The following is a 13,907-nucleotide window of genomic DNA, read 5'->3' on the forward strand; positions in this document are numbered from 1 at the left end:
TTGATTGCTGATTGCTGAATGCTTACCTATTCCCTATTCCCTACTATATTTTTTTTATCTTTCCATTTACTCCAAATAAATCCTACTATTAGAGGCAACCATAACCAGTATCTTTCCATTGGATTTAAAACCCAACTATTATCTCCTAAAGTTTGTCTGTATGGCAAAACAAAATAAATAAATCCTGATAAACTCACCCATCTTATCCCTAAATTTCTAGTTGCTACAGCAAAAGGAATAAACCAAGTAAAATACCAAGCATGAACAATAGGAGATAAAGTTAATAATAAGAAAAAATACCATTCAGTAAAATCAACAAATCTACGACAATTCCAGATTAAAATTCCTACTCCTAAGCAAAGAGGAATTCCATAAATCCAGTTAAATTTTGTAGATTGTTCCGAAACAAAACTAACTAAATAAGGAATTAATTCAGCACTACGACCATTAACAACAAAATTTGAACTTGTAGGAATGAGCGAACATTTTCCAGGTTGACAAAAATTTAGAGCTGCAACACACATTGGTAATAAACCAATTAATAATAAAAAACCTGCTTGCTGCACTTGATGGAGAAGGTAACTAAATGTTTTGTCGTCTAATTTAAACCTCGAAAACCTACTAGTTTTATGTACTTCATCAAGTTGCAAATTATGATAAAAATTATGCTCCTGTTTATCTGATTTTTCGGCGCTATGAAGCATATTAATTTTGATTCTTTTCTGTTCCCTATTCCCTGTTACCTGTTCCCTAAAACATAATATTTTCTGCCAAACAACAAAAGATAAAATTGGTAAAGAAACCCATTTTATTGCCACACTTATACCAATTAAAAAAGCACTCCAATACCAACGATAATTATCTTGTTCTTTTGGGTTAAATACCCCGTCGTCTACAGTTTGAGTCCCCATCCAGTTTTTCCAACTTCGGTCTTTCCTTCTTCCTTCTTCCTCCTTGCTTCTTCCTTCTTCAACAGAAGTTTGAGTCCCCATCCAGTTTTTCCAACTTCGGTCTTTCCTTCTTCCTTCTTCCTCCTTGCTTCTTCCTTCTTCAACAGAAGTTTGAGTCCCCATCCAGTTTTTCCAACTTTGGTCTTTCCTTCTTCCTTCTTCCTCCTTGCTTCTTCCTTCTTCAACAGGAGTTTGAGTTCCCATCCACTTTTTCCAACTTCGGTCTTTCCTTGTTTCTTCTTCCTCCTTCCCTCTTCCTTCTTCAACAAAAACTAACCATGCTCCCACTAATGGTAAGAGAAACCAACTATCATAATGACCACCTCCAGCAAAGGAATAAATAATCAAAGGATTCCAAGCATAAATCAAAGTTTTTTGCAGGCTAAATTTTCTAATTAATAACCAACAAATACCTAAATCTGCCAAGATAAAAGCAAACTTAAAGACAAATACTGACGGACTAATTAGTGCTAAAAATCGAAACCCTAATTGAATCAAAGGTGGGTAAATAGCAGAAGTATCAGGATGATTCATTAATGACCACCACTCTGTTCTATAGGGAATTAATTCTAAAGCATTTGGCGCTAAATCATAAGGACTAAAACCCAAATTTTGAATGTAACCTTCCCACAAATAACGCCAAATATCATCCCCTGGTTCCATGAGAATTAATATTAGTCTAGTCAGAATAGTTATACTCCAAAACCAAGCTAAATTAATTGACGGTATTGCCCAAGAAATTATAAAACCTAAACTCATTATGCTGATACCAATCCAAAATTTTATGACAATACCAGCTTCCTGAAAACTACCGTAGGGAACTATGAAAATTGTACCTACTAATATCAAAAATGAACTTAGTAATAAAGGCAGATTTTTCTTAGTATAACTTACAGAAAATAGAGTCATAATATCATGTCCGGTTGAATACTTATAAATAACGACGGAGGAGTCAGGAGTCAGGAGTCAGGAGTCAGTAGGAAAAAAGAAGGAACAGAAGAAGAAAGTTTCTGATCACGCTATTAAGCGGACATGATATAAAATAGCCTCAAGTATATATAATCTACAATTCGGCACTTCAAAGTGTAGTATTAAAAATCAAGACTCAGAATTGCTGAATTCATGAGTCAGGAGAAAATAATAGTGGTGATAATTGATTGGATTTTTGATTATTGGAGAGTTCTATTTATGTACTTAAATATAGGGATTATGTACTTAAATATAGGGAGATAGGAATATGGGGAATCTGGGGGCAAATTTCAACTTTTTCTACTGTTTTATCATTTTCTTTGTGGGTTTAATACCCCACCGTCTACACGGTGTTCAAAATTACTTGGGGGAGCGAATCCCCATGTAATTTTCCTCCTGTCTCCTGTCTCCTGTCTCCTGTCTCCTGTCTCCTTCTTCAATTCTCCCCCGCTCCCCCGCTCCCCCACTCCCCTACTCCCCCACTCCCCCACTCCCTACTCCCCCACTCCCCTGCTCAAGAATTTGTTAGTATTATTCTGCAATTCTAGATTTTTCCACAGATATTTTAAATACAATTTACCAAGAGTTGTCAGAATAATTGTTCCAGCTTGAAAACTACCTTTTATAGTACCTGATATTTTTGAACGTCCACCCTGACGACGACGATAACCAACAGGAATTTCAGTTATTTTTAAATCGCATTCTACAGCTCTAGCTTGCATTTCTACCGTCCAACCAAAACCTCGGTCTTGCATTCTAATTCTCTCTAAATTAGACTTCCGAATTAAACGCAACGGTCCTAAATCTTGATACCAATATCCCCACCCTAAACCAATTAAAAAAGTAGCTAATTTATTACCAAAATTTTGTACGGGAGTCATAGCAGACCTACCTACTTTTGTAGCACGGCGATCGCCTAATATTAAATCGTATTTATTAGTAGCAGTTAAAAATTTTGGTAGTTGCTTTAAATCATCACTACCATCTCCATCACAAAATAAAATCCAATCACATTCTAAGGGTGTATTTTGGATGCCACGCCAACAAGCTTTACCATAACCTGATATGGGTTCTTTGATGACTTTTGCACCTGCTTTTTTCGCTTTTTCTATACTTTTATCGGTGCTACCATTATCAACTACTATGATATTTTTTAGTCCGTAAGATTGTAATGATTTAATTACATTTGTAATGGTAGATTCTTCATTCAAAACAGGAATAATTACGAATATTTTTTCTAAAAGCATTTGTTTTAATTTTTTTTCTGAAAAATGAAGTAGTCAGCTTTTCCTGCAAAATGCTACCCAAACAGCTTTTTAATAAATGAAGCAAGCATTTGTTTATAGCAGTTCTTTAATCTATGAAGTACAGTTTTAGATCCCCCCCACCCCCTTTCTAAGGATGGAGTCTTCAAAGTCCCCCTTTCTCAGGGGGATTTAGGGGGGTCGTAAATGTATGTCATAACTGTGAGAATTGTCATAACTTCTACTACATTAAAAAAATAGCTGATAGCTGATAGCTGACGGCTGAAAGCTTAGATATTATTGAACATTTATGGAGTCTTCAAAGTCTATCTTTCTCAGGGAGATTTAGGGGGATTGTAAATGTATGTCATAACTGTGAGAATTGTCATAACTTCTACTACATTAAAAAAATAGCTGATAGCTGATAGCTGACGGCTGAAAGCTTAAATATTATTGAACATTCAAAGACCAATCATAGTTAGAATATTTAACTTGATAACCACCCTGTTTTAAATACTTTTGAGCATCAGGATTTACATATTGATGAGCATAATTTACGATTGCCGTTTCTGTTTTATTCAAACCATCAATATTTGCTTCTTGACCATAGGTTTTTTCAAAATCTTTACCAAACCATTGAAAAATTGAAGACAAATAAACAGCATTATTTTCACGGTCAATTCGGAAACTTTGATTATTGGCGAGAAACTTATTAGCTTGGTCATCTAGTTGTTTTTCTAATTGATTACCAGTATAAGTTTCTTGTCTAAGAGGAGGGCAACTTATTGCAGCACAAACTAAAGCAACATGAATTCCTGGTTCGTTAAATTCTTTCCTTAAAATCTGATGTTCGATATGATCTAATGTCAACTTTTCCCCAACAATATCGAATTTACGAATCTTCCAAACACCAGGAATTCTTCTAATACTTTTAGTGGGGTAATTATCAATAATAGATTCTAAAGTAAAAGAGTTATAAGCATTAACTAAAAAAGCAATTTTTTCTGTGTCTGTCCAAGAATCATAAGTGCTTGGCGTTACAGCTCCAATAGCAGCATTAAATTCATCAAGTTTTTGCCGATTTTCTTTTAATCTTTTGTAGTCAACTAACCCTTCTGCATTGACATATTCCTTTAAAATTGAGTTGTAATCTTGATAATTAAATGGTTGAGCTGAAGTAGCAGTAGATTCTTGTGTACCTTGATTGTTTTCCCCTAGATTTGTCGGACTATTTAATCCACCACAGCTAGCTAAAAATATAAGTAGCGGTAAGAAAAATAATAACTTCTTAAGTTGATATCTCATAAATTATTCTGCCATTGATATTAATTTCATGGGTGCATTTCATATTTGCAAAAATACTTTTTTCCTATCTATTCCCTGTTGCCTGTTGCCTGTTGCCTGTTGCCTAAAAGCGATAATTTTTTGGCTTTATTCAAAATTGAGATGCACCCAATTTCATTACATATCCATGAAAAACTAACGGCATGAGTAACTTGTGAAACTTAGCTTAATTTTGACTTAAAAATTGAGATTTATACTAATTATTCTAATTATTCAAAGGGTACCTAAATATGATATTTGACTATCTAAGTAGGTAGGTGAAAAAATTTATAAGTACGTCCGAAGCGAGTGGAGCGGAGCGGAAGGAAGCAATCTCAAGGGTTTTGACTGCTTTAACATTTCGTTATATAGTGATGTTTATTCACGCCTACCTACTTAGGATAAATATTGGCTACAAATTTCAGGCCAGGTGTTCCCTAAAAATATTCACTGTAGAGGTATTGACAATGGCATCAGACAATGATAACAGGACTAAATCCATTTCCCAGAAAGAAACCCCTAAAACTAATGGTAATGGCAAACGTCCTCTGCGTCAGAGAATAGAGTCAGCATTAAACAAACAAGACGGGTTTAACAAAGAACTTGCCCGTTATGGCTTTAACAGTTCTGCGGAGGTAGCCAAATGTCCTTCTTTGACTCAACTGATAGAAAAGGTCAAAGCCAAACAAACAGGTGAAGTAAGTCGGGAAAATCTACCCACTTTTGCTTTTTATCGAAAGGCCAGGCAACGAGAGCCATTAGTCCAACAGGTAACCCGGGATGTAATAGTATCCAAAGATCCAGTAAGTCAAGGGTTACGTCATGTACGACCGCCAGCCTGACCCCAAGCAGTGGCCAATGAGTTCCAAAGTGCTTCTGATAATAAGTTTCTACGCTTTACAGGGGATGACAGCTATGTGGAAGTTCCCAACACTGACAGTCAGATGAATATATTCGAATCTGGTAGTTTTACTGTGGAGTGTTGGGCTAAAGTAGAAGGAAGCGAAGCGTCGAAAAAAACGTCCGATTTTTTGGTCACGGCAGTAGCGTTCCTAATGTTTTCTCTGGTGGACTTGACTACAGAAAACTTCGGATGGATTTATCTGGTGAACATACATCCACAAATAACGACTTTGAGTATAGTGGTTGGCATCATTACGCTTATCTCTATAATGACGACACGAAAAAAGGAGAAACGTATCGTGATGGAGTCAGGGTAGATAGAGAGGAGGTAAATAATAATCATCATTCTACAGGAGCTTTTAAGATAGGAACCCGTGCAAATCATTATTTTCGAGGGCTAATATGTGAAATGCGTGTCTGGAATTATGCTCGTAGCGAAGGGGAAACCCAGAGAGACATGTACCAACCCTTGATAGGCAACGAAGAAGGCTTAATGAATTATTGGCCAATGAATGAAGGGACAGGAGACACAATCAACGATCGCCAATCCTTCAGAAACTGTAACGGTACTCTTAGTGGCAATAATAAACCAGAATGGGAGACAGATTCTGGGCCCGATGGTTTCGGCGAACCAGTGCGCTACGCTAAACCAGGTTCAATTCAGTCGAGTCAATCTGCGGCAGCTTATTTAAAACATATCTATGATTTGGCTAGGGAGCAGATAAGTCCCTCCTTAGAAAAATGGGCTTTGGATACTCGTCGTCCAGACCTACAAAACTTAGAGCTGAGTGAAAATAACTTACATGAGGAGATTACGACTCTAGAATTGGTTAATGAAGTGCTGCTATCAATGCTTTGTTCCTGTCTGCACTTTCCAGGAAATGACGGCTATGTGAGAGTTCCCAACACTGACAATCAGATGAAGGTATTCAATGACCAAAGTTTTACTGTAGAGTGTTGGGCTAAAGTAGAAGAGGGAAACAGTACCTCCCGTATGATGCTTTTTTCTGAATCCGGTGGAGGTCTTGTAAGAGCTGGATTTTTTGATGATAAACTTTTTTTTGCGCTTGATAATGGGACTCAGAGATGTCCTGATATATATGAATATACTAATTGGCATCATTACGCTTTTGTCTTTAATAATGAGAACAAAAAACAAGAAATTTATCGTGATGGAGTCCAAGTATATGAAAGAACTTGGGATAACATTTGTGGTGTCTCTGCAGCTCTCAAAATAGGAACCTATGGCAGTAACGACCAGTATTTTCCAGGAATGATCAAGGAAATGCGCATCTGGAATTATGCTCGTTTCGGACAGGAAATCCAAGAGAATATGTATTGTCCCTTGGTAGGCAACGAAGACGGCTTAATGAATTATTGGCCAATGAATGAAGGGACAGGGGAGACAATCTATGATCGAACCTCCAGAGGATGTCACGGTTCTTTCTCGGGTAGTAATAGTAATAAACCCCAATGGGTAATTGACAAAAACTTTGGTGGCCAATTTTCCGATGATGGTCAAATTTTCAATCAATTAAAAACCCAACTACATCCCCTAGCACTACCATTCAACAAAGACCTAGCCACAGTACGTACTGGTTTAGCCCAAATCGAGGGCATGAATGTCAATGCCATAGCTCGTCGTTTTCAGGAAGATGACTATGCATTAACGCAAGAAAGCTTCACCCTGATTCCCCATATTACTGATGCCTTAGACCTGGTGGAATCAGAAATTGAAAAACTCCAGCAGAATACAAGCGATAACGACAATCTCTTCACACAGATATTTGGTGTATTCACAAAATCAGAATTACAATATGTAGACACCTTCATCGAAGCCACCAATATCACCTTCGACGAATTCCGTCAACTGTCTCGAGATTACGCCGTTAAAGATGAAGCAGGGACATCGTACTCACAGAATGAGTGGGGGGCAAGATTTCATATGGGTACATACAAAGTCTTGATCCTAGAAGAAGAAAACGAGCGACTGCGCATGAGAGGGGATGACGACGATAATATACACACAAACCAATTATCAGGGATGAATCACCTAGTCAGGCTCAAAAAGCGTACTGGATTAGAGTTTCATCAGCTAGATCAATTGCTGTGTTCTGTGAAAGATGCAAGCGACAACAGAAGAGTAACCGATAAAGGATTCAATGTCTTAGCCCATTATTTATATTGGCAGGAGCAATACAATCTCAGTGTGGATCAGTTTGTGGGAATGCTGCAAGAAGTTAACTGTTATGTGCGAGTAGGAGAACAAACAGAACCTACCCTGATGCGACAACTGTTTGGCAAAGATGCTCCCTACGTCACAGAAAAAATTCTAGCTAGTTCAATTAAACTCACAGAGCTAGAAAATCTCAAAGAGGGTGGCATTACCCTGGGAGACCCTGCGACGAGGATTGAAACTCACTCGTCGGGAATGGGATGTAGTTTTGGAGTTAGTTAAAATCGACGAATACACCAAGATTAACCAAAGGAGCCTTGCTCTTCTGTATCGCCTAGCTACCATCTTTGGGCTTTTAGGTTGGGATATTCTCAATGGCATCAAATTAATTGAGAAAATAGACCCAGACTTACTAACCACCTTAGGCGAATTAACTGGAGCCAACAGCGTCTTGTCAGCATTAGACAAATTAGTCTGGTTATCTCAATGGATGGAGAGTGCAGAATTATCCGTCACAGATTTATTAATGGTACTCACACCACCAAGCGAAGCAGTACTACAAACAACTCAACAGGTAAGCAATTTTCTGGATGAATTAAACAACGCCATCCAAGACAATTTACTCGACAGCGAATCTGACTTTGCTATTTACCGCAATTGGAAAGTAAACGAGTTAATAATCCCCCCCATTGAAATTGAAGATTGGTTGGAGCAGCTACAAAGCCTAGATATCCTGGATGCAGCAGGTTTATTCCTCTCTGTTACCAAAGACCAAATAACAACAGCAGTCACAAAGATTCTCACCGCTGAAAGTGTAGACATTGATGACAATGAAGAACTCACAAACCAACTGATAGACTTCTTAGCTGAAACCCAGTATAACCAAGAACAAGTTTTATTTGAGCAAGTCATCAAAATAGCTGAAAGCGATCGCCCCGAAATTGTAGCTCCTGTATTGAGTTGGATGGGAACCAATACCTATGACACTCTCAGCACCCTACTATCGGGAACAGAATCAGAACAGTTGCAACTGCTGTATAATCTGGCACGACATCTCCAACTCACAAGTAAATTATCCTTCTCTGCTGCCACAGTACAAATGCTCTGTGATTACCCTGAATGGTTAGTCATAGGGATGACCTTACCATTAAGTCTAAAGCAGGTTTATTATTTAGAGCGGTTCAAACAAATTCAGAACGCTGAAGCTACTGAAGAAATGTGGTTAGCTTATTTTCTCACCCTTTGGGGAGGAGTAGACATCACCGATGACCAGATTAACGCATTATTGGCAGTATTGCTCGACTTTGACCAAGAAGAAATTGCAGTGCTGCGAGACAATGCTTCTAACCAGGAAACCAAAACTGTACAACAGGTAGAAGCTTTGTTCAGACAGATAAAACTATGTCAATACTTATCTATCAGTGCCACAGAATTAATCACTCTCACTGAAGAAGGAGTCAACGATGGAACAGACTACCCAGAAGCAGCAGCAGTAGTTTTAGGGGGACTAGCTCGTGCCAGTGATGAGAATTTAGCTACAAATGCTGAAAATGCTCTCAATGAAAAAATCCGTGATGCTTTAGTGGCGGCAGTCTTTTCTCATGTCATCTCCCAAGATGAAGAGTTGAGAGACAAGATTAAAGATACCGAAGACCTCTATAGTTACCTACTCCTAGATGTGAATGTTACATCTGCTGTGCCAACCAGTCGTATTGTGGAAGCTAATTCCAGTGTACAATTATATATTCATCGGATGCTGGAGGGAGTAGAATCTGGCGAATTTGTTGATAAAGCAGCTTTCAGGGACGAATGGGAAACAGCTCAACAGTATCGAGTCTGGGAAGCTAATGAGAAATTGAAACTGCATCCAGGTAACTACATTGAACCCGAACTGCGCTACGACAAAACCGAGATATTTAAAACATTTGAACAAAATCTGTCTCAGGGACATCTAGATGAAACCATGATTGAGACAGCTCTGTATAGTTATATGCAGGAGCTGCAACGTCTCACGGAGCTGATACCGACGGGGTTTTGTCAAACACGAGAATACAGTCCTTTAGGTAACCATGTCAACTACTACTTTACGGCCAAAGCAGGTTGGACGGAAATGACTTACTACTATCGTCAGATGCGATTAGATGTGGAGATGTTGAAGACAGGAAACCCTCAAGCTGTCCAGTGGGGAGAATGGAAAAAGGTTGATTTACCTGCAACTAATCAGACAGTATATGGGATTAACCCCGCTTATGCCTGGAATCGCTTATTTCTCATTTGGATAGAGAAAAAGGAACGGCGTAGTGAGGATGGAGAAACAACCACATATCATCTGCTGCCTCGGTATCTCAGGCAAGGAGTGGATGGGAGTTTTGGAGAACCTTTGACACCTTCTATGTCCCAGGATATACTTGAGGCACTGATTGTTGAGGCAGATGTCAGACCGACTATTTACCAAGCGAATTTTCAAGTGGATAGGATTAGCTTGTATTTTATTGTTTCCGATCAGAAGTTTCAGTTTGAAATAAGTAAAAGAGAGGCAATTATTATTGATGCAACTAGCGCAACTATTACCAATCCTCCTCAAATTGAAGGGTATGAAGGAGCTGAAAGTGTCTATGATGATCAAGAAATACTGTTTTATCCAGAATCAATTCCTCTATATCAAGGCTATTATATTTTAGATACAAGTGAAGACAATTATGTCAATTTGCACTTGCATATTAATTGGACTACGAGATACATTTTGATTTCAAAAATCATAAATGGTTTAAAATTAGAGATACAAGAACAGGAACTTGAATTTTCCTCAGAGATGGATGAAATGTATTCCATAAGCATAACGAACTGTAAATATCAAATTTCCATTAATGGAGACATTATAAAGACAAAGGTAGTTGGTGATGCTGTTGATGAGAGCCATTATCCTTATGATATAAATTTCAAAGTACCTACTGTAAGTACGCAACTTGACTTGTCTAGTAGTCCAAAAACGGGAGAAATTACAATAGAGTTTTTATTTGATTATTATACAGAGATCATACCCTTTGCTGGTGGTGAAAAAGTGACGATCAGTGGGACTGAGACACTTCCGGCTAGAGAAGTTATTAACTATGACACTTTAGCTTTAACTGATTACATATACATCGAATCACCAGGAGATCGAAAACAGGAAGCATATCTGGTCACTAAAGATACAACAGCAGAAAGTTCTACACATATTTTTCACCTAGTCTCACCAGCATTAAGTAACGTTCCTGAACTCTTACCACTACCTGCTGGAGTCCTACCTCTGTTTTCTTTGGAGCATCAATCCTATACTGAAACTGGGGTTGATAACTTCGTTACTGAAGCCGAAAAAGCTGAAGACGATGAAGACGCTCAGGTATTCAGTCCTATCCTAGAACCGAAACCGAAGAACCAGTTTGATTTCGATGGATCAATGGGGCTTTATGGCTGGGAAATCTTCTATCACATTCCCGCACTCCTGGCTTCTAAATATGCTGAAAATGGCAACTACGACCAAGCCAAGCGTTGGCTCCGTTGTATTTATGACCCTTCTAGCACAGGAAATCCTTGGGGAGTGCGTCCGTTAAGCAGTAACCAGACAACAAATAGCTTTTCCAGTATCACTGACCCCGATGAGGAAGCTCTCAGAAACACCATTCATTATCAACACGCCACTATTCGTCACTCCATCGAGCATTTGCTCTCTCAAGGAGATGACTCTTATCGTCAGGAAACTCAAGAAACTCTACAAGAAGCAAAAATGTGGTATGTTGTTGCCAAAAATGCTTATAAAGAAGAATTTAGGGAAACCTTAGAGAGTCTCACTGCTAGCGACTGGAATAATCCCACATTAGGAGAGGTAACTGAAGCTGATTTTCGAGAACCCACCAATGAGGAACTACTGGGACTTTACGAAACCATTGAGGAACGATTACACAATTTGCGTCATTGGCTGAATATCGATGGCGAACCCTTGAATGTTCCTCTGTTAGCTCCTCCTATCGACCCCCAACAACTGCAATTAGCTGCCTTATCTGGAGTTCCTGCTACTGCAGCTCAGAGCTTTGCTCAAATGGCTCTACCTTTACTTTCGAGGAGATTCTGGCTAAAGCTCAATATTACACTCAGGAACTGATGAAGTATTCTCTACGGATGCAACAAGCTCTGGAAAAACGAGACGATCGCTTACTCGAAGAAATTAAGCAACAGCATGAGTACGATTTGTTTGAATTCAAGATTAATGCTCAAGAACAAGCGGTTAAGATGGTTGAAGCAGCCGACAAAGCCTTAGAATATGCCAGGAATGTTCTTCTAGTAGAGCGCGATGGACAGAAAAAGTTTGCTGATGAGTACATGAATGATTCTGAAACAGCAGCTATGGGGCTCATACCATTCAAAGAAGTCTCAATGTTCTTAGCTACTGGTATGTCAGTAACTGAGGCAGTTTCTGCATTAGTTCCAAACATTTTTGGTTTTGCTGGTGGGGGAAGTAAGATACAAGCTCCTGCCAAAAGTGGTAAGGAAGTTGCTGAGTTAACCGCAAATATGCTTCAAGATGCGATAGATACTTTGAAAGATGCTGGAGGCTACCATCGTCGCCAACAAGAAGCTAAATATAACTATGATATATTGGTGGAGAAAGTCAGAGAGATTGACTTACTTATGGAAGATGGTAGTGAACTGGAAAAGGAACAAGAAATACTCCGACAGCTTGAGTCGGAGCGTGACCAATCTAAATACTTAGTAGAGTTTCACCAAAATCGCTTTACCAGTAGTCAATTCTATGATTGGTACATCGGGCATATTAGCAATCTCTACCGTTCCTCCTACGATGCTACTGTCAAGTTTGCTAAGATGGCTGAAACCGCATACCGAATGGAGACTGGAGACCCCACAGCTACCTTTATTGGCTCTCATTGGGATCAAGGCACTAAAGGAATACTCGCTGGTCAGGCCCTCTGGTTAGACTTGCAACGGATGGATTTGGCTTATTGGAGCCGCATTGAGCCTGAGACTAGCCTACTCAAAGAAATTTCACTCCAAGAACTTGACCCATCTTCTCTAGCATCTCTCCAGTCTCGTGGTCAAACCATCTTTTGTCTCAAAGAAGAGTTATTTGAGGAAGACGATCCCACTCTTTATGGCCGAAAAATTCAAAGTATTCGGGTTTCCATTCCCGCTTTGGAAAATCAACGATGGTCTTGTTGCGGTCGGTTAACTCAAATTGATAGCCGACTCTACTATAGCCGTCACAAAGATGCTAACCACTCTATCTTTAATCCCTATGCTTATCAAAGTATAGTTTTAGGGGGATGGCAGACTGACTCTTCCAAGGTAAAATTACCCAAAGGTCGTCTCAAACCCTTCCAAGGAACAGGGGTTGACTCAACTTGGCATTTATCTTTCCCTACAGTTGTCAAAGCTATAGGGGAAAAACGCCGTCATTTTCCTCAGAAAGAAATGCTGAAGCTCATTGATGATGTGGTGATTGAAGTTACATATAGCGCAAAGATGTAAGGCAGAAGGCAGAAGGCAGGAGGCAGGAGGCAGGAGGGAAGAAAAGGCTAGAAGGGAGAAAGTTTTTTTATTGCTGATTATCTGGACATAATATCAAATCCGGTTAATTGCACATAAAAAAATTCTCCAATCGTCATAAGTAGGCCTATCTTTGTAATTCTCTCTCCTCCTGACTCCTGACTCCTGACTCCTGACTCCTCCTGAGTTAACCATTCTATAACTGTTTAACCGGACTTGATATAAAATAAGCGATCGCTCCTCAACTAAGAAGGTAGGCGATCGCTATTCTCATTCATCCCTAATTATAGAAAAAATTAGGGGTAAAATTAATCCACTCTTTCTAATTGCCAGAGAAGTTAAACTAAGCAATTCTATCACCAGAAATGCTCGTCTCCAAAACCGGACGTGAGACTTTCACCTCATCCGGCTCCTCAGTGATTTTGCCCTAATCAAAATGAGCACCTCTACCGCTATTCTTAGCAGTTTTCAGATCGTAGCAATGTATATGCAATAGTAAATGGCATCCAATACTTTCCCCCTCTTAAGTTGAATGAAAGTCTTTTTGCCTGCTCCAATAAAACCAGTCCTTGTTAACATTCTCCTGTCTAACAATAGGAACTTCTGTGTGCTTCAATAGCTTAACTCGACTGCCATCCTCATAACTACACGAAAATTCCTTTCTGTTTTCCCCAGAATGCCAATACTTTTGAGAAATCCAGTCATTATTTTTATTGGAATGTCTTCTTCTTGCCCAACGCCAGAGTTTTTGGTACACTAAATGATCCAAATCCCTAAAGGTTTTCTTACTCACTACAGCCG

The 13,907-nt window shown here is 39.0% G+C and carries 9 protein-coding genes; 4 read left to right on the forward strand and 5 right to left on the reverse strand.

Annotated elements, in window-relative coordinates; translation table 11 throughout:
• Window positions 1-26: 26 nt before the first annotated feature.
• The 4 genes from F6K13_RS03210 to F6K13_RS03225 all read right to left on the reverse strand — a co-directional run bounded on the left by F6K13_RS03210 (window position 27) and on the right by F6K13_RS03225 (window position 4,468).
• Window positions 27-1,859, reverse strand: coding sequence for a hypothetical protein (locus F6K13_RS03210; protein WP_287286806.1), 1,833 nt, complete (start codon window positions 1,857-1,859; stop codon window positions 27-29).
• Window positions 1,860-2,230: 371 nt separating this feature from the next.
• Window positions 2,231-2,359, reverse strand: coding sequence for a hypothetical protein (locus F6K13_RS03215; protein WP_287286808.1), 129 nt, complete (start codon window positions 2,357-2,359; stop codon window positions 2,231-2,233).
• A gap of 54 nt (window positions 2,360-2,413) precedes the next feature.
• Complete coding sequence (locus F6K13_RS03220) at window positions 2,414-3,166, reverse strand: glycosyltransferase family 2 protein (RefSeq protein ID WP_124147244.1); 753 nt, start codon at window positions 3,164-3,166, stop codon at window positions 2,414-2,416.
• A gap of 447 nt (window positions 3,167-3,613) precedes the next feature.
• Complete coding sequence (locus F6K13_RS03225) at window positions 3,614-4,468, reverse strand: DUF547 domain-containing protein (RefSeq protein ID WP_124147245.1); 855 nt, start codon at window positions 4,466-4,468, stop codon at window positions 3,614-3,616.
• A gap of 296 nt (window positions 4,469-4,764) precedes the next feature.
• Between F6K13_RS03225 and F6K13_RS03230 the strand changes: the two genes are divergently transcribed.
• The 4 genes from F6K13_RS03230 to F6K13_RS03245 all read left to right on the forward strand — a co-directional run bounded on the left by F6K13_RS03230 (window position 4,765) and on the right by F6K13_RS03245 (window position 13,088).
• Window positions 4,765-5,328 (forward strand): hypothetical protein, encoded by a 564-nt coding sequence (locus tag F6K13_RS03230; RefSeq protein WP_287286809.1) that lies wholly within the window; start codon window positions 4,765-4,767, stop codon window positions 5,326-5,328.
• Window positions 5,329-5,579: 251 nt separating this feature from the next.
• Window positions 5,580-7,847, forward strand: coding sequence for a LamG-like jellyroll fold domain-containing protein (locus tag F6K13_RS03235; RefSeq protein WP_124147247.1), 2,268 nt, complete (start codon window positions 5,580-5,582; stop codon window positions 7,845-7,847).
• Complete coding sequence (locus F6K13_RS03240; protein ID WP_124147248.1) at window positions 7,768-11,706, forward strand: neuraminidase-like domain-containing protein; 3,939 nt, start codon at window positions 7,768-7,770, stop codon at window positions 11,704-11,706. Before F6K13_RS03235 ends, F6K13_RS03240 begins: the two co-directional genes overlap by 80 nt.
• Entirely contained in the window at window positions 11,706-13,088 is a 1,383-nt protein-coding gene (locus tag F6K13_RS03245; RefSeq protein ID WP_124154961.1) for a hypothetical protein, read from the forward strand. The genes F6K13_RS03240 and F6K13_RS03245 overlap by 1 nt, the downstream gene beginning before the upstream one ends.
• 541 nt (window positions 13,089-13,629) lie before the next feature.
• Here F6K13_RS03245 and F6K13_RS03250 read toward each other — a convergent pair.
• Window positions 13,630-13,907: group II intron maturase-specific domain-containing protein (locus F6K13_RS03250; protein WP_287286811.1), on the reverse strand; the 278-nt coding region annotated here is incomplete at its 5' end.

This window comes from Okeania sp. SIO2B9 (assembly GCF_010672505.1).
Taxonomy (GTDB): Bacteria; Cyanobacteriota; Cyanobacteriia; order Cyanobacteriales; family Microcoleaceae; genus Okeania; species Okeania hirsuta.

Coding starts and splice junctions, on each gene's coding strand:
- F6K13_RS03220 (WP_124147244.1), bottom strand. CDS start 3,166: ATGCTTTTAGAAAAAATATTCGTAATTATTCCTGTTTTGAATGAAGAA.
- F6K13_RS03210 (WP_287286806.1), bottom strand. CDS start 1,859: ATGACTCTATTTTCTGTAAGTTATACTAAGAAAAATCTGCCTTTATTA.
- F6K13_RS03245 (WP_124154961.1), top strand. CDS start 11,706: ATGAAGTATTCTCTACGGATGCAACAAGCTCTGGAAAAACGAGACGAT.
- F6K13_RS03235 (WP_124147247.1), top strand. CDS start 5,580: ATGGATTTATCTGGTGAACATACATCCACAAATAACGACTTTGAGTAT.
- F6K13_RS03225 (WP_124147245.1), bottom strand. CDS start 4,468: ATGAGATATCAACTTAAGAAGTTATTATTTTTCTTACCGCTACTTATA.